This window comes from Exiguobacterium sp. OS-77, assembly GCF_000414195.2.
GTDB lineage: Bacteria > Bacillota > Bacilli > Exiguobacteriales > Exiguobacteriaceae > Exiguobacterium_A > Exiguobacterium_A indicum.
In genome coordinates, this window is record NZ_DF239008.1 from 1,207,290 (window position 1) to 1,225,148 (window position 17,859).

The 17,859-nt window shown below is 42.2% G+C and carries 24 protein-coding genes; all 24 read left to right on the forward strand.

Going from position 1 to position 17,859, the window contains the following annotated elements; all coding sequences use genetic code 11:
• The first annotated feature begins 14 nt into the window (after window positions 1–14).
• The 24 genes from hslV (at window position 15) to fliR (ending at window position 17,859) form a co-directional block, all read left to right on the forward strand.
• Window positions 15–566, forward strand: coding sequence for an ATP-dependent protease subunit HslV (gene hslV / locus EXG77_RS05870; protein ID WP_023468727.1), 552 nt, complete (start codon window positions 15–17; stop codon window positions 564–566).
• The gene (hslU, locus tag EXG77_RS05875; protein ID WP_023468726.1) at window positions 559–1,932 is read left to right on the forward strand and encodes an ATP-dependent protease ATPase subunit HslU; all 1,374 of its coding nucleotides are present in this window, start codon (window positions 559–561) and stop codon (window positions 1,930–1,932) included. Before hslV ends, hslU begins: the two co-directional genes overlap by 8 nt.
• 16 nt (window positions 1,933–1,948) lie before the next feature.
• A complete protein-coding gene (gene codY / locus EXG77_RS05880; protein WP_023468725.1) occupies window positions 1,949–2,728 on the forward strand; it encodes a GTP-sensing pleiotropic transcriptional regulator CodY in 780 nt (259 codons plus the stop codon).
• Window positions 2,729–3,332: 604 nt separating this feature from the next.
• Window positions 3,333–3,695, forward strand: a complete 363-nt coding sequence (flgB, locus tag EXG77_RS05885) for a flagellar basal body rod protein FlgB (protein ID WP_023468724.1) — start codon at window positions 3,333–3,335, stop codon at window positions 3,693–3,695.
• A gap of 2 nt (window positions 3,696–3,697) precedes the next feature.
• A complete protein-coding gene (gene flgC, locus EXG77_RS05890) occupies window positions 3,698–4,096 on the forward strand; it encodes a flagellar basal body rod protein FlgC (protein ID WP_023468723.1) in 399 nt (132 codons plus the stop codon).
• A gap of 23 nt (window positions 4,097–4,119) precedes the next feature.
• Entirely contained in the window at window positions 4,120–4,407 is a 288-nt protein-coding gene (gene fliE / locus EXG77_RS05895; RefSeq protein WP_035396905.1) for a flagellar hook-basal body complex protein FliE, read from the forward strand.
• A 28-nt stretch (window positions 4,408–4,435) separates the two neighbouring features.
• Window positions 4,436–6,007, forward strand: a complete 1,572-nt coding sequence (fliF, locus tag EXG77_RS05900; protein ID WP_023468721.1) for a flagellar basal-body MS-ring/collar protein FliF — start codon at window positions 4,436–4,438, stop codon at window positions 6,005–6,007.
• A gap of 4 nt (window positions 6,008–6,011) precedes the next feature.
• Window positions 6,012–7,019 (forward strand): flagellar motor switch protein FliG, encoded by a 1,008-nt coding sequence (gene fliG, locus EXG77_RS05905; RefSeq protein ID WP_023468720.1) that lies wholly within the window; start codon window positions 6,012–6,014, stop codon window positions 7,017–7,019.
• Window positions 7,012–7,737 carry a FliH/SctL family protein gene (locus EXG77_RS05910; RefSeq protein ID WP_023468719.1) on the forward strand — a complete coding sequence of 242 codons (726 nt, stop codon included), beginning with the start codon at window positions 7,012–7,014 and terminating at the stop codon, window positions 7,735–7,737. Before fliG ends, EXG77_RS05910 begins: the two co-directional genes overlap by 8 nt.
• Window positions 7,730–9,043 (forward strand): flagellar protein export ATPase FliI, encoded by a 1,314-nt coding sequence (fliI, locus tag EXG77_RS05915; protein ID WP_035396772.1) that lies wholly within the window; start codon window positions 7,730–7,732, stop codon window positions 9,041–9,043. Before EXG77_RS05910 ends, fliI begins: the two co-directional genes overlap by 8 nt.
• Before the next feature lie 11 nt (window positions 9,044–9,054).
• Complete coding sequence (locus EXG77_RS05920; RefSeq protein ID WP_023468717.1) at window positions 9,055–9,489, forward strand: flagellar export protein FliJ; 435 nt, start codon at window positions 9,055–9,057, stop codon at window positions 9,487–9,489.
• Window positions 9,486–10,037 carry a MotE family protein gene (locus EXG77_RS05925; RefSeq protein WP_023468716.1) on the forward strand — a complete coding sequence of 184 codons (552 nt, stop codon included), beginning with the start codon at window positions 9,486–9,488 and terminating at the stop codon, window positions 10,035–10,037. Before EXG77_RS05920 ends, EXG77_RS05925 begins: the two co-directional genes overlap by 4 nt.
• 10 nt (window positions 10,038–10,047) lie before the next feature.
• Window positions 10,048–11,184 (forward strand): flagellar hook-length control protein FliK, encoded by a 1,137-nt coding sequence (locus tag EXG77_RS05930; protein WP_052017098.1) that lies wholly within the window; start codon window positions 10,048–10,050, stop codon window positions 11,182–11,184.
• Window positions 11,168–11,623, forward strand: a complete 456-nt coding sequence (flgD, locus tag EXG77_RS05935) for a flagellar hook assembly protein FlgD (RefSeq protein ID WP_023468714.1) — start codon at window positions 11,168–11,170, stop codon at window positions 11,621–11,623. The genes EXG77_RS05930 and flgD overlap by 17 nt, the downstream gene beginning before the upstream one ends.
• Window positions 11,623–12,492, forward strand: a complete 870-nt coding sequence (gene flgG, locus EXG77_RS05940; protein WP_023468713.1) for a flagellar basal body rod protein FlgG — start codon at window positions 11,623–11,625, stop codon at window positions 12,490–12,492. The genes flgD and flgG overlap by 1 nt, the downstream gene beginning before the upstream one ends.
• Complete coding sequence (locus tag EXG77_RS05945; RefSeq protein ID WP_023468712.1) at window positions 12,489–12,728, forward strand: flagellar FlbD family protein; 240 nt, start codon at window positions 12,489–12,491, stop codon at window positions 12,726–12,728. Before flgG ends, EXG77_RS05945 begins: the two co-directional genes overlap by 4 nt.
• Window positions 12,700–13,152: a flagellar basal body-associated FliL family protein gene (locus tag EXG77_RS05950; protein ID WP_023468711.1), complete on the forward strand. Its 453-nt coding sequence runs from the start codon at window positions 12,700–12,702 to the stop codon at window positions 13,150–13,152. The genes EXG77_RS05945 and EXG77_RS05950 overlap by 29 nt, the downstream gene beginning before the upstream one ends.
• Window positions 13,153–13,161: 9 nt before the next feature.
• Window positions 13,162–14,145 carry a flagellar motor switch protein FliM gene (gene fliM / locus EXG77_RS05955; protein ID WP_023468710.1) on the forward strand — a complete coding sequence of 328 codons (984 nt, stop codon included), beginning with the start codon at window positions 13,162–13,164 and terminating at the stop codon, window positions 14,143–14,145.
• A gap of 1 nt (window position 14,146) precedes the next feature.
• The gene (gene fliY / locus EXG77_RS05960) at window positions 14,147–15,277 is read left to right on the forward strand and encodes a flagellar motor switch phosphatase FliY (RefSeq protein WP_035396775.1); all 1,131 of its coding nucleotides are present in this window, start codon (window positions 14,147–14,149) and stop codon (window positions 15,275–15,277) included.
• A gap of 14 nt (window positions 15,278–15,291) precedes the next feature.
• Window positions 15,292–15,657: a response regulator gene (locus EXG77_RS05965; RefSeq protein WP_023468708.1), complete on the forward strand. Its 366-nt coding sequence runs from the start codon at window positions 15,292–15,294 to the stop codon at window positions 15,655–15,657.
• A complete protein-coding gene (locus EXG77_RS05970; protein ID WP_023468707.1) occupies window positions 15,654–16,145 on the forward strand; it encodes a flagellar biosynthetic protein FliO in 492 nt (163 codons plus the stop codon). The genes EXG77_RS05965 and EXG77_RS05970 overlap by 4 nt, the downstream gene beginning before the upstream one ends.
• On the forward strand, window positions 16,142–16,810 hold the full coding sequence (gene fliP / locus EXG77_RS05975; protein WP_023468706.1) for a flagellar type III secretion system pore protein FliP: 669 nt from the start codon (window positions 16,142–16,144) through the stop codon (window positions 16,808–16,810). Before EXG77_RS05970 ends, fliP begins: the two co-directional genes overlap by 4 nt.
• A gap of 12 nt (window positions 16,811–16,822) precedes the next feature.
• Window positions 16,823–17,095 carry a flagellar biosynthesis protein FliQ gene (gene fliQ, locus EXG77_RS05980; RefSeq protein ID WP_023468705.1) on the forward strand — a complete coding sequence of 91 codons (273 nt, stop codon included), beginning with the start codon at window positions 16,823–16,825 and terminating at the stop codon, window positions 17,093–17,095.
• On the forward strand, window positions 17,092–17,859 hold the full coding sequence (gene fliR / locus EXG77_RS05985; protein ID WP_023468704.1) for a flagellar biosynthetic protein FliR: 768 nt from the start codon (window positions 17,092–17,094) through the stop codon (window positions 17,857–17,859). The genes fliQ and fliR overlap by 4 nt, the downstream gene beginning before the upstream one ends.

The following is a 17,859-nucleotide window of genomic DNA, read 5'->3' on the forward strand; positions in this document are numbered from 1 at the left end:
GGGAGGAAACATTGATGTTTCATGCAACGACGATTTTTGCGATTCAACATAACGGACAATCCGCGATGAGCGGAGACGGACAGGTGACTTTCGGAAACCAAGTCATCATGAAGAAAAGTGCGAAAAAAGTACGGCGCCTCTATGGTGGCAAAGTCATTGCCGGATTTGCTGGAAGTGTCGCGGACGCGTTCACACTCTTTGAAAAATTCGAAGCGAAGCTTGAAATGTATAACGGGAACTTACAACGGGCAGCAGTTGAGCTGGCGAAGGAATGGCGAGGCGATAAGATGTTGCGTCAACTTGAAGCACTCTTACTTGTCATGGATGGAACACATCTCTTACTTGTATCCGGAAACGGGGAAGTCATCGAACCGGATGACGGCATTCTCGCAATCGGTTCAGGTGGTAATTATGCGCTTGCAGCAGGTCGCGCGTTAGCTCGACATGCAAGTCATCTCACAGCAGAGGAGATCGCCCGCGCAGCGCTTGAGACGGCTGGTGAACTCTGTGTCTTTACGAACGATCAAATCATCCTAGAAACGATCGGAGGCAATGACCATGCATGAATTGACGCCAAGACAAATCGTCGAGAAGTTAAATGAACATGTCATCGGACAAGCGGATGCTAAACGTGCGGTGGCGATTGCTTTACGTAATCGGTACCGTCGACAATTACTCGATGCATCGATGCGGGATGAAGTCACACCGAAGAATATCCTGATGATCGGACCGACCGGAGTCGGAAAGACTGAAATTGCGCGACGCCTCGCGAAACTCGTCCGTGCGCCGTTCGTCAAGATTGAAGCGACGAAGTTCACGGAAGTAGGGTACGTCGGTCGTGATGTGGAGTCAATGGTGCGGGATCTCGTGGAAGCGTCTCTACGTCTTGTCAAAGATGAGAAAAAAGAAGCGCTCAAAGATCGAGCGGAAGCAGTGGCGAACGAACGAATCGTCGATGCGTTATCTGGTAAAAAAGCGTCATCTGGTCTCGGTGGTGGAACGAATCCGTTTGAGATGTTGTTTGGAGGGAACCAGAAGCAACAAGAGCCGGATACATCGGAAGCGACAGCCGACCGTTCGTTACTTCGTCAGCAATTACTGACAGGGCAACTTGAGGATCGCATGATTGAGGTCGATGTTGAAGAACGCCAAGTGGATTTATTCTCTGGGCAACAAGGCATGGAGGGACTCGCGAATCTTCAGGATATGCTCGGACAAGTCATGCCGAAGAAAACGAAGAAGCGTCAGCTCACAGTCAAGGAAGCACGACCAATCCTGACGGCGGAAGAAGCGGAGCGGTTGCTCGACTTGAACGAAGTCCATGACGAAGCGGTTCGTCGCGCAGAACAGATGGGGATCATCTTCGTCGATGAGATCGATAAGATCGCGACAAAAGGACATGATTCAGCTGGTGTTTCACGAGAGGGTGTTCAACGAGACATCTTACCGATCGTTGAAGGATCGACGATCGTTACGAAATATGGTCCAGTCAAGACGGATCACATCTTGTTCATCGCTGCGGGTGCATTCCATATGGCGAAACCATCTGATCTGATTCCTGAACTCCAAGGTCGTTTCCCAATTCGTGTCGAACTCGATAGTTTGACAGAAGATGACTTTGTTAAGATTTTAACTGAACCGAATCAAGCATTACTCAAACAATATAAAGCATTATTAGGGGCAGAGCACGTTCATGTCACCTTTACAGAAGAAGCCATTCGTGAAATCGCGCGGATTGCTGCACAGGTAAACGATGAGACGGATAATATTGGAGCACGACGCTTGTATACGATCATGGAGCGCGTCCTTGAAGAATTATCCTTCGAAGCAGCAGACATGCCGGAGACGGATGTGACGATCACGCCACAATACGTGACGGAACGAGTTGGAAAAGTAGCAGATGATCGAGACTTAAGTCAGTTCATCTTATAAAGTGGAGGAAGAAAAAATGAATTTATTGGCGAAAACGCGGAAGCTGAATACGATGTTACAACAAGAAGCGAGCACACATGTTGATTTCAAGGTCATGGCTGATCGACTCAGCGAAGTCATGGAATCGAACACATTCATCGTAAGTCGGCGCGGTAAGTTACTAGGTATCGCAATCAAGCAACAAATCGAAAATGACCGGGTCCGTGGTTTCTTAGAAGAACGTCAATTCCCGGAAGATTACACGAAAAAATTATTTAACGTCACGGAAACGACAGCAAACATTGCCATCGATAGTGAACATACGGCATTCCCAGTCGACAACCGTGATACGTTCGAAACGTCGAAAACGACGATCGTACCGATCATCGGTGGTGGCGAACGCCTTGGTACACTGGTTCTCGGTCGTATGGTGGAAGACTTCAACGAAGAAGACCTCGTGCTTGCAGAGTATGGTGCGACAGTCGTCGGGATGGAAATCCTTCGTGAGAAGGCACATGAGGCGGAAGATAAAGCACGGAAGAAAGCGGTCGTTCAGATGGCGATCAATTCGTTGTCTTATTCAGAACTTGAAGCGATTGAACATATCTTCGAAGAGCTGGAAGGAAATGAAGGACTACTCGTCGCTTCCAAGATTGCCGATCGCGTCGGTATCACGCGTTCTGTCATTGTCAACGCACTGCGTAAACTCGAAAGTGCAGGCGTCATCGAGTCGCGTTCACTTGGAATGAAAGGAACTTACATTAAAATTTTGAACGACAATTTCCTTTATGAGTTAGAGCGTATTAAATCGAACTAAAAAAATAATGAGATACAGCGTATTTTTCGTTAATCGTTTTTAACGTCTGTATTAGATAAGCGATTCTTCTTCAATGTGAGAAGAATCGCTTTTTTTGTTAAAGACGATTTCTTACAAACATCCATCAGGTGATAGAAGAAGCAATGCAGATCCACTCTTCTTTAAATGGTTATCGTAGAGTATCAATGAAAAATACCAAGAAAAGGGGTGGATAAAAAAGTTAAAAGAGAAGGAACTATTTTTATATTTATTCAAAGAAATTACAATTTGGTGTTTTTTTCATTCTGTATTAGATGTATAATCAATTCTGTTGCTCATGAATGAAATATTTTAAATCTTAGTTTAGACATTTTCTGTAAATCATAAATTAGTCCATTTTTATTAATTAAACTTTTTTCTATTCGTAGATGCATAGGTAATATTTATCATTTTTGAACAAAATGGTAATTAAAGGTGAAAAATGAACATCTCATTACCCTTTTTTTAAAATTTATCCTTTTCAAACATTGACCTATTTGTTTCAATTATTTCAGATATGTTACTAATGACTTACTAGTTTTAATATTCTTCAATTCCAAACTATTCATAGATGGAGGGCGGATAAATGGATTGGTTAGGTTCCGATTATTCTTTACTCACTAAAGCAGTCAATCGTACTGTAGATTCTCAAAAAGTAATATCTAAAAATATTGCGAATGTTGATACACCTGGATACAAAGCACAACGTTTAGTGTTTTCGGATGTACTAGACTCTCAAATGAAAATGAGTCTAAAGCGTCATGCTCAAATTGATGCGCAAGGTTCGATCGTTGAGCAATCGACTTCTATGCGTAACGATGGAAATGGTGTCGATATTGATTTTGAGATGTCTGAATTATCACGCAATCAAATCGAGTATGAGGCATTAGTAGAACAGCTGAATCGGAAATTTTCAGGAATCCAATCAGTAATTAGAGGAGGCAGATAAAAGTGAGTATGTTCGGTGGATTTCATACTTCTGCATCAGGGTTAACTGCACAACGTCTCCGGCTTGATACGGTTTCAGCAAATATTGCAAATGCTCAAACGACACGGGGAGAACTTGTAGATGGTCAATGGCAACCCTACGCTCGTAAATTAGCAGTACTTAAGGAAACGGCTAACGGTGTAACGGTTAGCGAACTTCGAAAAGATGAAGAGCCTTTTAAATTAGAATACAACCCAAGTCATCCGGATGCAGACGAGCTTGGATACGTCAAAATGCCGAATGTCGACATTTTAAAAGAAATGGTCGATATGATGGGCGCGACACGATCTTATGAAGCAAACGTGACAGCTCTTAACGCGACGAAAGCAATGCTTGTTAAAGCGATGGAGATCGGTAAGTAAGAATGAAGGGATGATGAATGACCATGGCAATTCAAGCAATTCAGGGATTACAACCCATTCTTCAAAATCAAATGACTCCTAAAACAACACCAAGTGACTTTAGCGAAGTGTTAAGTCAAGCAATGAATGGATTAAATGCGACACAAAGCGCTTCATCTCAAGCACGAGTAGATTTGGCGACGGGAAAGTCAACAGATCTACATAATATTATGATTAAAACAGAAGAAGCATCTCTCTCTATGCAACTCGCCATTGAGGTCCGTAATAAGGGCATCGAAGCATACCAAGAAATGATGCGTATGCAACTGTGAATGTTAAGGAAAGCGTGGGAGATGTTGAATGAACGAAGGATTAAAAGCAAGATGGAACACCATTAATACAACGTGGAAATCATGGTCACTCGCTAAAAAGGCGATGATTCTTGGAAGTATTATCGTCGTTTTAGCAGCGTTGATCGTCGCTATTCTCTGGTTATCTAAACCAACGATGACACCCCTTTATTCAAAATTATCACCACAAGAAGCCGGACAAGTGACGGAAAAACTAAACGAGGACGGTATTCAGTCTGAAGTTGTTAGTGAAGCTAATGGCGTGACCATTCTTGTTCCAGAGGCGAATGTTGAGAATTTGAAAGTCGAATTAGCAACAGCTGGTATTCCAAAGTCTGGTCAAATTGATTATTCCTTCTTTAGTGAAAACGCGGGTTTCGGAACGACGGATAAAGAAATGAACATCTTGGAACGCGACACGATGCAGACGGAACTCGAAAACTTGATTACACAAGTCAATGGAATCGAGTCAGCTAAAGTCATGATTACGCTCCCAGAAAAGAGTGTCTTTTTATCGGATGAGAAAGAATCTTCAACAGTATCGGTCGTATTGACCTCTAGCGCAGGTAGTAACTTGAATAATCAAACGGTTCAAGGTCTGTATCATTTGATCGCTAAAAGTATTCCAAATCTTAAAGAAGAAAACATTACGATCATGGATCAGTACTTCACGTACTATGAACCGGGCAATGCGACGCAAACAGCAGGTGGAACAGATCCGATGGCACTTAAAAAAGCAACAGAGAACGATTTACGGAAACAGATTCAACAAATGCTTTCCGTTGTTCTTGGACCGCAAAAAGCACTCGTATCGGTCACAGCGGACGTAGATGTTACGAAACGTCAGGAAGAACAAAAATTAGTAGAGCCAGTAGATCCAGATAAAATCGAAGGAATCGTCACATCTGCTGAAAAAGTAGCTGAAGCATACACTGGTGCAGCGAATCAAGGAACTGCTGGGACTGGCGAAAATGAAACAATCAATTTCCCGACAGGAAATGGTGAAGCTGGAGATACGAGTGAAAAAACACACGATATTATTAACTATGAAGTAAATCGAATCACGAAACAGATTTCTGGGGCACCATATGAAATTCGTGACTTAGGTATTCAAATCATTGTAGAACCACCAAAGGGTCAGACACAAATTGATCCGCAGTTACAAACGGACTTACAGACGATGATGTATTCTATCATTCGTACGTCCATTACAAAACAAGATGCTAAAACGACGTTAACAGATGCGGAACTGACAAATAAAGTAGTTGTCATGTCTCGACCATTTGCTAACACGACAACTAAACAGACCGCTACTTCAGAAACAATTCCGATGTGGGTTTGGTTTGCATTAGGTGCAGCAGCTTTAGTCATCATAGGCATGATTTTCTTCATGGTTCGTAAACGTAAAAAAGAAGAAGAGGAAAGCTTAGAGGAATGGACACCGATCGAAACAGAAATCCCTGAGTTATCGACTGAAGATAATAGCAATGAAGCACAAAAACGAAAACAACTAGAAAAATTAGCAGCGTCAAATCCAGACGAATTTGCAAAACTGCTTAGAACTTGGTTAGCGGAGGATTGATCCTATGAAGAAATTAGAGATGAATAGTCGTGAAAAGGCTGCCGTCCTAATGATTTCATTAGGTCCAGAAGTCGCGGCGAACGTATATAAGCATCTAAGTGAAGAAGAGATGGAATGGTTGACGTTACAAATCTCAAGCATGAAACGAATTGACCCTGAAGATAAAGCAGGTGTTCTGGATGAATTTCATGATTTAGCAATGGCACAGAACTATATCACGCAAGGTGGTATCGGTTTTGCGAAATCCGTATTAGAAAAAGCTGTTGGTGAAGAAAAGGCGATGGAATTGATTCATCGCCTCACATCAACACTTCAAGTACGTCCTTTCGAGTTTGCACGAAAAGCAGATTCAAAACAATTATTGAATTTTATTCAAAATGAACATCCGCAAACGATTGCTCTAGTCCTTGCTCATTTGGATCCAGCGAAGTCAGGACAAATCCTTTCTGAGCTTCCGGCAGAGGCACAGTCGGATGTAGCGAGACGAATTGCTACGATGGATCGAATGAATCCGGAAATCATTAGTGAAGTTGAGTTGATTTTAGAACGTAACCTGTCTCAAGCAGGAATGCAAGACTATGCTCAGTCAGGCGGGATTGAAGCAGTGGTTCAAGTGTTGAATGGTGTTGACCGAACGACAGAACGAACGATTTTGGATACGCTTGAAATTCAAGATCCTGAACTCGCTGAGGAAATTAAAAAGCGGATGTTCGTATTTGAGGATATTGTCACATTGGATGCACGTGCAATTCAACGTATCATTCGTGAAGTTTCAAATGAGGATCTTCTTTTAGCATTGAAAGTATCATCTGATGACGTCAAAGACATGGTGTATCGAAATATGTCTCAGCGGATGGTCGAGTCGTTCAAAGAAGATATGGAGTTCATGGGTCCTGTTCGATTACGCGATGTCGAAGAAGCACAAAGTCGAATTGTCGGTATCATTCGTCGTTTAGAAGATATGGGTGAGATCGTCGTCGCACGCGGTGGAGGAGATGATATCGTTGTCTAACGTCATTAAACGGCAGAGTGTCTTGTCTAAATCGCAGCGTTTGATTCATCAGCCAGTAGCATCGTCTGAAAACGTTGATCATGACAGTAATCTCGTTACGATTTCCTATGAAGAAGAATGGTTAGAACGTCAGAATCAATTGACACTTTTAGAAAAGCGTTTGATGGAAGAACACGAATCAAGACTAGCGCAATTGGAAGAAGAAAAGTTAAGAACCCTCGAGGCGGCAACGCTGCAAGGGTATGAAGCAGGGTTTGTTGAAGGACAATCAAGCGGCTTCGCAACATATGATAAGGCAATGTCTGACTTAAATGCGTTAAGTGAGAAATTAGAGCAACGTTTTCAAGAGAAACTTATGATGATGGAACATGATCTATGTGTAGCTGCTCTTCAAACGACACATTTATTTCTAGAAAATCTATTAGATTCCGATGAAGAGACATTGTATAAGATGATTCATAAACTATTGATTCAGTTTAGAGATCGCGAGAAATTATTTGTCTATGCATCGCCTCAAGATTTTGAACGCTTAGTCATGATGGAAGATAAGATTCAATCTATTCTCGGAGCGACAGTCAGTGTCCAACTCCGGTTAGATCCAGAATTGTCACCACGTGATTTTAGAATCGATTCTGAAAATGGAGCGATTACGGGTGGGTTACACTCCAGTTTTAAACATCTTGAGAAAAAGATTTTTGAGGTGTTGACGGATGTATAAAGTTCAACATTTGCAAGAAGCGATTCAAGACATTAAATTTGATGATCTGCTGCGACATTCAGGTAAAGTGGTCCAAGTTATTGGTTTGATGATCGAATCGAGAGGACCTACTGCTGTATCAATAGGAGAACGCTGTTTTATTCAATTGAACGCACACCATGAAATTGAAGCAGAGGTCGTTGGCTTTAAAGAGGGGCATGTTCTACTTATGCCTTATGGTGAAACGACAGCAATCGCTCCAGGGTCCATCGTTGTTGCTTCAGGTAAACCGTTACACGTTCCTGTAGGCGAAGAGTTGATAGGTCAAGTGTTAGATGGACTAGGCAGACCATTAGACGGTGAAAACCTAGAGCATTTAAAAACAACATCCATTGTTAGAAAGCCACCAAGTCCGCTTAGTCGCCCACGTATTAGCGAAGTACTCTCAACTGGGATACGAGCAATTGATACGTTATTAACAGTAGGTGAAGGACAGCGTGTTGGGTTATTTGCAGGATCAGGCGTCGGAAAGTCCACACTTTTAGGAATGATTGCGAAACGGTCAACAGCGGATATCAACGTGATTGCTTTAATTGGAGAGCGTGGACGTGAAGTCAAAGAGTTTATCGAAGCGGAGTTAGGTGAGGAAGGAATGAGTCGGTCGATCATCGTTGTAGCAACGAGTGATCAATCGCCCCTTGTACGACTTAAAGGTGCTTACACTGCAACAGCGATTGCTGAGTACTTTCGGGATCAAGGGAAAAATGTCGTCCTGATGATGGACTCCGTTACACGATTTGCAATGGCACAACGTGAAATCGGACTAGCAACAGGTGAACCTCCCGCTTCAAAAGGATATACACCAAGTGTCTTTGCGCTACTCCCACAACTTTTGGAGCGAAGCGGTAAGACTGAAAAAGGCTCGATCACAGCATTCTATACCGTCTTGGTTGATGGGGATGATATGAATGAACCGATTGCAGATGCTGTACGCGGAATTTTGGATGGTCACTTTGTACTGGATCGGAATTTAGCGAACAAAGGACAATATCCTGCGATTCATGTATTACGCTCCATCAGTCGTGTCATGAATCAAATCACTTCAGAAGAGCATAAACAAAAGGCCATCGTTTTTCGTCAGCTTCTCTCTACTTATTTAGATGCGGAAGATTTGATTAACATTGGAGCGTATAAAAGCGGAACAAATCCAGAAATCGATCGGGCCATTCAAATCTATCCACAACTCATCGAATTTCTAAAACAGTCTGTCCATGAAGTGAGTGACTTAGATGCCGCAATTGAAAGACTATTTCAGATTATTCCATAAGGGGAGCGGACATGCGAACGATATATGAACGAATCATTCCGCTCGCTGAAGCGGAAAAGGATCGAGTCTCAAAAGAAACAGCTGAAAAAAAGATGCGTTATGAAGAGGAAATGCAGAAGCTGTATCAACTGTTAGTCCGGTACGAAACGTTTTTGAAAGAACAGGATCAAATCGGACGGATTGAGTTGGTTGATTCACAATATCGTGAAAGAGCCAGGGATGTAGTGAAGCAACAAATCGAGAGACAACAGTTGTTCGTCACGCAAGCTAAGAACGTTTATGAAAAAGCGCAATTGGCATTAAAAGAAGCCATGATCGAAGAGAAAAAATTCACCAAACTACAAGAAAATCATTTTATTGAAGTACGGCGAGAACTTGCAATAGTAGAACAAAATCAACTAGATGAGCTATCTCTTCTACATTTTAAAAGAGGTCAAACGATATGAGTGAACAAAAGACGTCAAAGCAGTGGATATTACCATTAGTGATCATCCCGTTTATCATCATCTTGCTGACAGCATACTTCGTGTTGAATTATGCGAACGGAAGACCATTATTATCTTTACCGTTCGATACAGAAAAAACAGCAAAATCTACTGCTACCTCTAATGACCAAGAGTTGGTCAAACGTTTAAAAGTAGCAAACAACGAAATTAAGAAATTACGCAATGAAAAAGAAGAACAAAAGCAAACGTTGCAAGTGAAAGAACAAGAAATCACGAAACTAATCTCAGAACGGGATCAGTTAAAAAAAGCATCAACTCCTGCTGCTTCAACTACTTCTACGAGTGAGAAGAAAACTAAGAAAACACCAGTATCTGATGTATATGCAGAAATGTCACCTAAAGAAGCGGCGTTAATCTTTAATGAACTCAGCCCAACTGAAGTGGTTTCGATCATTGAAAACATCGATGCAGAACAGCAAGCTGCAATCATTGCCAAAATGGATGCCAAAAAAGCAGCAGCATTAACTCAATTATTAGCTTCGGAATAGAGGTGAGATCATGAATATTTCAGATCTTCAAATGAATCCGGTACAAGGAACAGCGATAGGTACCGATGAGATGGGGAACGCAACAGATGCAACAGGTAAGTTTGCGACACTTTTACAATTTCTAACGAACAATGAGTTGACTGTAAATCAAGGAATACCGGATGTATCACTAAAAGATTCGGAACGTGTAGATGTAGATGGAAAATCTGAAAAGGCTGTATTGCTTCAAAATATCCAGTCGCTTATGGATCATCCAGAAATGATTTTAGAAGTGCTGGAGCAACCTGAGGTCAGTAGCCTTCCAATTCATTCGGTGAAGCATCGAGAGATTGTTCAGATTTTAAAGGCGATTCAAGATGGAAATATCGAATCTGCTGTTCAGCTACTCGATCAATCATCCATCACTCCCGCTCAAATTAATGCGTTAATCGGAAATGTATTACAGAAACAGAATCAGCAATTGAAGCCAGAAGTAAATTCCGTGCAAAGTATTGGAACGGCTCCAGTAGAAGAAAACATGGAGAAGTTGATTTTACCCGTCAAAAATGAACTGATGTCGTCGAAAGAAAAGTTCATGGAAACGGGTCAGAATAAAATAGTGAATGTTATTCAGAAACAAAGTCAAGAGCCCTCCTCAGCACTGGAACAAGATATTAAAGCGAATACAGCAGCACCGGCAGTAAGTGTAAATCGAATGAATCATGCGCTCCTTTTCAATAGCGTGAATCGCACAGTTCCATTTTTACCGGTCGATGAGCAAATCATGAATCGAATCGAAGCGGCGTTAAAGCAAGCACCTTTTATAAACGGTAAAGATGGTTCTTCAAAAATCTCTATTCGTTTATATCCTGAACAGTTAGGTGAACTAGTCGTTCAAGTAGATCGAAAAGGAAATGAACTTACGATTAAGCTTTTCATGGCGAATGAGCAAACGAAGCAATTGATCGAACAACAACTCGGAAAACTACATACGACACTACATCAACAGAGTCCGGTTGTGAAAATCGAAACAGGTATCATTGCGACTGCTGCAAGAGAATTTGAACAAGGATTCTCTTCAGAACGACGTGAACAGGAAAAACAGGAATCTTCTTCACATCAGCAAGAAGAAGAGCGAGAGGAGGAAGAAGATGACGGAAGGGATTAAAAATGACGGTTCTTCGTTTCAGTTACCTGAAAAAAAGCAAACCGTATCCAACAACTCGATGGATAAAGATATGTTCATGAAAATTTTAATCGCCCAGTTATCGAACCAAGATCCAACAGCTCCGATGGAAGATAAAGAGTTCATTGCCCAAATGGCTCAGTTTTCTTCGTTAGAACAGATGCAATCGATTGGAAAAGGGATGGAAACGATGATCCTAAATCAGCATGCGGGTGCGTTGATGACGTACAGTAACCTGATTGGGAAAGATGTCAGTTATACACCGTCTGCTAACGCTGAGGATGAAACGTCTTCAACGGAAGAGACAGCAACTGTACTAAGTGTCAAACGAGATGGTGTGGATGTCATCGCTGAATTATCGAACGGTAAACGGGTCAGTGTGTATGACCTGACGCAAATCAAATCTAAGGAGGAAAAATAATGTTACGTTCAATGTATTCAGGAATCAGTGGGTTGAAAAACTTCCAAACGAAATTGGATGTCGTCGGTAACAACATCGCAAACGTCAATACATTCGGTTACAAAAAAGGGCGTGTTACGTTCAAGGATTTAGTTAACCAATCTGTCGGATCTGCTTCTGGTGCGGGTGGCGGCGTCGGGGGAACGAACCCGAAACAAGTCGGTCTTGGGGCATCGATGTCAACAGTCGATAACGTCTACAACCAAGGAGCACTTCAAAATACCGGTCGGACGCTTGACGTCGGGATTTCTGGTGAAGGATTCTATCAAGTCATGACAGCGGAAGGTATTCGCTATACGAGATCTGGAAACTTCTATACGGATTTAGACGGAAACATCGTTACTGGTGATGGAAACTACGTTGTTGGTACTGGAACAGCTGCTGTTCCAACAGGTCCTGTTCCTAATAACTTACCGAATGGTTCTGTTCCACCTGCAGCGCCGACTCCAGGTTATCAAAAATTAAAAATCCCTACTGATGCACGAAACTTATCGATTGGGAAAGATGGATTAGTCACTTATGTAAATAATACGGGTGCGCTAACTACGGTAGGGTATATTACATTAGCAAACTTCCCTAACCCAGGTGGTCTTGAAAAGTCTGGTGTAAATTTATTTGCTTCTTCTCAAAACTCTGGTGCAGCAGCAACCGGAACCCCTAGTACAAACGGTCTCGGTCAATTGACATCTGGAACACTCGAGATGTCAAACGTCGATTTGTCAGAAGAATTTACGGAAATGATCATTGCACAGCGCGGTTTCCAGGCAAACACACGAATCATTACAACGAGTGACCAAGTGTTAGAAGAACTCGTCAATCTGAAACGATGATTCAGTTAACGACGTTACGGAAAACACCATTAGTCATTAATGCCAGCTTGATTGAATCCATTCGTTCGACTCCTGATACGACGATTCACCTCATTGGTGGACAAACGTATGTCGTACAAGAATCGATGGAGGAAGTGACGGAGGCAGCAATTCAATTTTATCGTCAAATCGGATTGACCGGTTTGACGAGTGTAAGGAGGATCGATGATGGCGGAAGAAGAGAAAAAGAAAAGTAAGCTTAAATTACCATTGATCATGGTCATCGTTGCTCTCATGATGGTTGGAGCTGGGTACATGGTAATGAAATATTTGATTGCTCCAGATGAAACGAAAGCAAAAGTAGAACAGCCGACTGGAGAAGAGCTTGATGCACGTAGTCTTCAGACTGATGATTTGACGACGAACATCTCAGACGAACGTTTCTTGAATGTACAATTTACAATCGTAACCGATGACCAAAAAACACGGGATGATTTAGAATTACGTAAATTCCAAATTAACAATATCATTCTTGGGGATTTATCTACCATGAAAAAATCGGATTTGGATTCGAAAGCCGACATGGAGAAACTGGAAGAAAAATTACGTGTCCAGTTCAAAAAACTCATCCAAGAGGGTGATGTCCAACGTGTCTACACTACGAAAAAAATCATCCAGTGAGGTGGCAGCATGAGCGAAGTATTATCACAACATGAAATTGACGCCTTGCTATCAGCTATTTCAAGTGGAGATATGGAAGTTGAGGAAATCAGGAGTCAAGAAGAAGAGCGGCGCGTTAAAGTATATGATTTCAAACGTGCCCTTCGTTTCTCTAAAGACCAATTACGAAACTTAACGCGCATTCATGAGCAATTTGCTCGAGTGCTAACGACTCACTTTTCAGCTCAGTTAAGAACATATGTCCAGTTCACAGTGAATACAGTGGAACAATTGCCTTATGACGAATTCATTCATTCTATTCCAAATATGACATTAATCAATTTGGTCAACCTTCAACCATTAGACGGGAAAGTCATTTTTGAAGTGAACCCAAATATTGCCTATGCAATGTTAGATCGTCTGCTTGGTGGACCGGGCGAAGGAATGAACAAAATTGAGAACTTAACTGAAATTGAAACACGTATTTTGACGCAACTGTTTAAACGAGCATTTGTGCAATATGGAGCGGCTTGGGAATCGATTACAGAATTAGAAGCTGAATACGATGATCTTGAGATCAATCCACAATTTCTCCAGCTCGTCTCTCCAAACGAAACGGTTATTCTTGTGTCCATTTATGTAACAGTCGGTGAAGTGAGTGGCACATTAAATGTATGTTTACCTTTCGTTACATTAGAACCGATTTTACCTAAACTATCCAGTCATTTTTGGATGCAACAAGATAAGCGTAAGTCAATCAATGATCAAGCGTCTGAACATATGCAGACTCAATTAATGAGTTCTGTCGTCGATTTGAAAGCAGTGCTTGGCCAGACGGATCTGTCGTTTGGTGAGTTGTTACACCTCGAAGTTGGCGACTGTCTATCCCTGAAGACACGTACATCTGATCCGGTTGAACTGTTCGTCGATGATCGTAAAATGTTCAAGGCGCGACCAGGTCTAAATGGGAAGCATCTCGCTTTACAAGTCATACAACGAATTGAGGAGGAATAACATGAGCGATATGCTTTCGCAAGATGAGATCGATGCTTTATTAAGAGGAACACCATCTGATTCTGATGATGCAAGCGATACCCAATCGGATGAAGAAGTTTTAGATGAGATGGAAATCGATGCGCTTGGAGAAGTAGGGAATATTTCATTAGGAAATTCAGCTACCGCTTTATCCGCATTGTTGAATCAAAAAGTAGAAATTACGACGCCACATGTTCGAATGATTACGATGGATGAATTAAGAAGTCGTTATCCCATTCCGCATGTTGCCTTACGCGTTGGATATACAGAAGGTTTTAAAGGTGAAAATGTCCTCATCTTAACACAACGGGATGCCTCCATTATTGCGAACTTAATGATGGGCGGAGATGGTGTCATTGATGAAACTGCTGAGATGGAGCCGATTGCGCTTTCAGCTGTACAAGAAGCAATGAACCAAATGATGGGAGCTGCCGCTACATCGATGTCCACGGTATTCTCCATGAGAATTGATATCTCACCTCCAGCTGTTGAAATTTTTGATTTTTCGCAAGAGAAAAGTATCGTAGATAGTTTCTCTCTTTGGGACAGTATGGTCATCATTGAGTTCGATTTGAAAATCGGGACATTGATTGATTCGAAAATCGTACAGTTGGCACCGCTCGAGTTTTCTAAACAACTCATTCAAAAGTTGTTCTTAGCAAGCACAGAAGTATCAAATGAGCCTTCACCGGTTCAACCTGCGGCACAAACTCAACCTAAATCGTCACCAGCCGTTGAAGCTTCTCCACCGCCAGCAAAACCTGCTCCAGTTCAGGAACAAGTAGTGAAAGAAAGTGTTGCTGTCAGTCCTGTCCAATTCGGTCAATTAAGTGATGCACAAGTAGACGGTACGCCGGCTAATATTGGTATGTTGTATGACGTACCGTTGAACGTCACGGTTGAACTAGGACGTACACGACGATCGGTTAGAGATATCCTAGAACTGACGCAAGGTTCCATCATTGAACTTGATAAATTAGCAGGTGAACCAGTAGATGTATTTGTAAACAACACGTTGATTGCAACCGGAGAAGTTGTAGTTATTGAAGAAAACTTCGGAGTACGCATTACAGAAATCGTAAATACAAAAGAACGTCTTCGGATGTTCTAAGGAGGAACTATAAAATGAGTGCAAAAGTATTAATCGTAGATGACGCTGCTTTCATGCGAATGATGATCAAGGAAATTTTATCGAAGAATGGCTACGATGTCGTTGGCGAAGCGGAGAATGGATTAGAGGCTGTTTCAAAGTATAAGGAATTAACACCAGATCTCGTCACACTCGATATCACGATGCCAGAAATGGACGGAATCTCTGCTTTAAAGGAAATTAAAGCAATTAATCCGGCTGCTAAAGTCATCATGTGTTCAGCAATGGGACAACAGTCAATGGTTATCGATGCCATTCAAGCAGGTGCTAAAGATTTCATCGTTAAACCGTTCCAAGCAGATCGTGTACTAGAAGCGGTTTCGAAAACTGTCTCGTCATGAAAAAAGTGACTTTGCTGATTTGTCTGCTGTTTTTGCTTTCGGTTCCCGTAAGTGCAGAAACAGTCGAAGAAAAATTAAATCCAACTCAGAACGATGCACCGGCGACTCAGCAAGTCGATGAGAGTCCTTCCATGGCGTTGACTATTTTTAAAGGAGTCGTCGTTCTTATCGTCTTGATCGGCGGATTCATCCTTGTGACACGATTCATTCACGAACGAACGCGAGGTGTCAGACATTCCGGACGATTGACCCATTTAGGTGGAGTACCACTCGGGAAAGATCGATCGGTTCAGTTAGTCAAGATACAAGATAAGATTTACGTCGTCGGTGTCGGTGAAAACGTACAATTATTAGATACATTGGATGATCTGGAAGGATATGAACCAACGGATTTTGAAGAGTCTTCCCCGAAATCCTCACCTTCGCCGTTTCTTGAGACGTTTAAACAACAACTCGAACAACTGCAAAAGAATCGAGGTCGCTCATGAATACGATTGAGAATCTGATATCACTTGATACTCCGTCAGGAACAGCGACATCGATTAAGCTACTTGTGTTACTGACGTTGTTATCACTTGCGCCGTCACTGCTCATTTTGATGACCTGCTTTACGCGTGTTGTCGTTGTGTTGTCTTTTGTCCGTTCTGCTCTTGGAACACAACAGACGCCACCCAACCAGCTCCTCGTTGGACTCGCTTTGTTCATTACATTATTCGTTATGTCGCCTGTCTTATCTGAATTAAACACGACGGCCTTAAAACCATATATGGCAGATAAAATCAGTCAAGATGAAGCGTTTGATAAAGCGGGAGATACGATGAAACGGTTCATGTCGAAACACACGCGAACAAACGATTTAGAGTTGTTTTTAAAGTACGGTAATTATGAAAAACCAGAAAAAATTGAAGATATTCCACTTGTCGCACTTGTTCCAGCTTATGCGATCAGTGAATTAAAAACGGCCTTTCAAATCGGGTTCATGATCTTCATACCTTTTCTTGTCATCGATATGGTCGTCTCAAGTGTCCTGATGTCGATGGGAATGATGATGTTGCCGCCGGTCATGATTGCGTTACCGTTTAAATTATTGTTATTTATTTTAGTTGACGGCTGGCACCTGATCGTTGAATCATTGCTCGTCAGTATGCGTTAGGGAGGGATCCGAATGACTCAAGAAATGATCATACAGCTTGCAAGTTCTGCCGTCTGGACATTACTCAAGGTATCGGCTCCCTTGCTACTCGTCTCGCTCGTCGTAGGTCTGCTCGTTAGTATTTTGCAGGCGACGACGCAAATTCAGGAACAGACGTTATCGTTCGTTCCAAAGATCGTTGCCGTATTTTTAGCACTCGTCTTTTTTGGTCCTTGGATCATGCAGGAGCTACAGACCTTTACGATTGATCTATTCAAACAAATCGCTGAGGTTTCCCGCAAATGACGTTACTTTCTTTCTTGAGTGTTTTTTTACTCATCTTTGGTCGGATCGTCGGATTTCTCGTTGCAGCTCCGTTGTTTTCTTCAAAGCAACTACCAGCACAACATAAATTAGCATTGGCGGCAGGCCTAGCTTACTTTGCAAGTTATGCCGTCAAAACAGATGTCCGCGTAGAAGATTTCGATTTTTTCTTTCGAATGGGAACGGAAGTTTTAGTCGGTCTAGCACTTGGGTTACTTGCCAGTTTTTTATTGTATGCGCCACAAATTGCCGGTTCCATCATCGATTTGCAAATGGGGCTTGCAATGGCTTCCGCTTATGACCCGATGTTTGGTGGACAGTCTCCCATCGTTGGTCGTTTTTATTACATGCTGACGTTACTCGTCTTGCTCGCTTCTGATATGCACCTGATTTTACTTGACGGAATCTACACGAGTTTTCAAATCTTTCCACCAGGTAGCCTGATTGCGGTATCGGGCGACGCAGGAATGAGCCTTGTCATCCGTGTCGTTGGGCTTGCGATGTTGACTGCCTTACAAATGGCGATGCCACTTGTCGTTTCACTCTTTTTAGTGGATCTCGCGCTCGGTTTCCTAGCGAAAACGGCTCCCCAATTCAACATTTTTGCGATTGGTTTTTCCGTCAAACTATTGATGGGATACGCGATTCTGTTTTTATTAGCAGGAGCGACGATCACAGGAATCGGTCGATTCGTTCCATTACTACAAGATGTACTTGCAGATGCCATTCGATTACTAGGAGGTTGA

What these genes read in the sequence shown, in the direction of transcription:
- EXG77_RS05970 (WP_023468707.1), top strand. Translation starts at nt 15,654, where the DNA reads ATGAAAAAAGTGACTTTGCTGATTTGTCTGCTGTTTTTGCTTTCGGTT.
- fliI (WP_035396772.1), top strand. Translation starts at nt 7,730, where the DNA reads ATGTATAAAGTTCAACATTTGCAAGAAGCGATTCAAGACATTAAATTT.
- fliE (WP_035396905.1), top strand. Translation starts at nt 4,120, where the DNA reads ATGGCAATTCAAGCAATTCAGGGATTACAACCCATTCTTCAAAATCAA.
- EXG77_RS05925 (WP_023468716.1), top strand. Translation starts at nt 9,486, where the DNA reads ATGAGTGAACAAAAGACGTCAAAGCAGTGGATATTACCATTAGTGATC.
- flgB (WP_023468724.1), top strand. Translation starts at nt 3,333, where the DNA reads ATGGATTGGTTAGGTTCCGATTATTCTTTACTCACTAAAGCAGTCAAT.
- EXG77_RS05945 (WP_023468712.1), top strand. Translation starts at nt 12,489, where the DNA reads ATGATTCAGTTAACGACGTTACGGAAAACACCATTAGTCATTAATGCC.
- fliY (WP_035396775.1), top strand. Translation starts at nt 14,147, where the DNA reads ATGAGCGATATGCTTTCGCAAGATGAGATCGATGCTTTATTAAGAGGA.
- codY (WP_023468725.1), top strand. Translation starts at nt 1,949, where the DNA reads ATGAATTTATTGGCGAAAACGCGGAAGCTGAATACGATGTTACAACAA.
- EXG77_RS05920 (WP_023468717.1), top strand. Translation starts at nt 9,055, where the DNA reads ATGCGAACGATATATGAACGAATCATTCCGCTCGCTGAAGCGGAAAAG.
- EXG77_RS05950 (WP_023468711.1), top strand. Translation starts at nt 12,700, where the DNA reads ATGGCGGAAGAAGAGAAAAAGAAAAGTAAGCTTAAATTACCATTGATC.
- EXG77_RS05965 (WP_023468708.1), top strand. Translation starts at nt 15,292, where the DNA reads ATGAGTGCAAAAGTATTAATCGTAGATGACGCTGCTTTCATGCGAATG.
- EXG77_RS05930 (WP_052017098.1), top strand. Translation starts at nt 10,048, where the DNA reads ATGAATATTTCAGATCTTCAAATGAATCCGGTACAAGGAACAGCGATA.
- fliP (WP_023468706.1), top strand. Translation starts at nt 16,142, where the DNA reads ATGAATACGATTGAGAATCTGATATCACTTGATACTCCGTCAGGAACA.
- fliR (WP_023468704.1), top strand. Translation starts at nt 17,092, where the DNA reads ATGACGTTACTTTCTTTCTTGAGTGTTTTTTTACTCATCTTTGGTCGG.
- hslU (WP_023468726.1), top strand. Translation starts at nt 559, where the DNA reads ATGCATGAATTGACGCCAAGACAAATCGTCGAGAAGTTAAATGAACAT.
- flgD (WP_023468714.1), top strand. Translation starts at nt 11,168, where the DNA reads ATGACGGAAGGGATTAAAAATGACGGTTCTTCGTTTCAGTTACCTGAA.
- fliM (WP_023468710.1), top strand. Translation starts at nt 13,162, where the DNA reads ATGAGCGAAGTATTATCACAACATGAAATTGACGCCTTGCTATCAGCT.
- fliF (WP_023468721.1), top strand. Translation starts at nt 4,436, where the DNA reads ATGAACGAAGGATTAAAAGCAAGATGGAACACCATTAATACAACGTGG.
- hslV (WP_023468727.1), top strand. Translation starts at nt 15, where the DNA reads ATGTTTCATGCAACGACGATTTTTGCGATTCAACATAACGGACAATCC.
- fliG (WP_023468720.1), top strand. Translation starts at nt 6,012, where the DNA reads ATGAAGAAATTAGAGATGAATAGTCGTGAAAAGGCTGCCGTCCTAATG.
- flgG (WP_023468713.1), top strand. Translation starts at nt 11,623, where the DNA reads ATGTTACGTTCAATGTATTCAGGAATCAGTGGGTTGAAAAACTTCCAA.
- fliQ (WP_023468705.1), top strand. Translation starts at nt 16,823, where the DNA reads ATGACTCAAGAAATGATCATACAGCTTGCAAGTTCTGCCGTCTGGACA.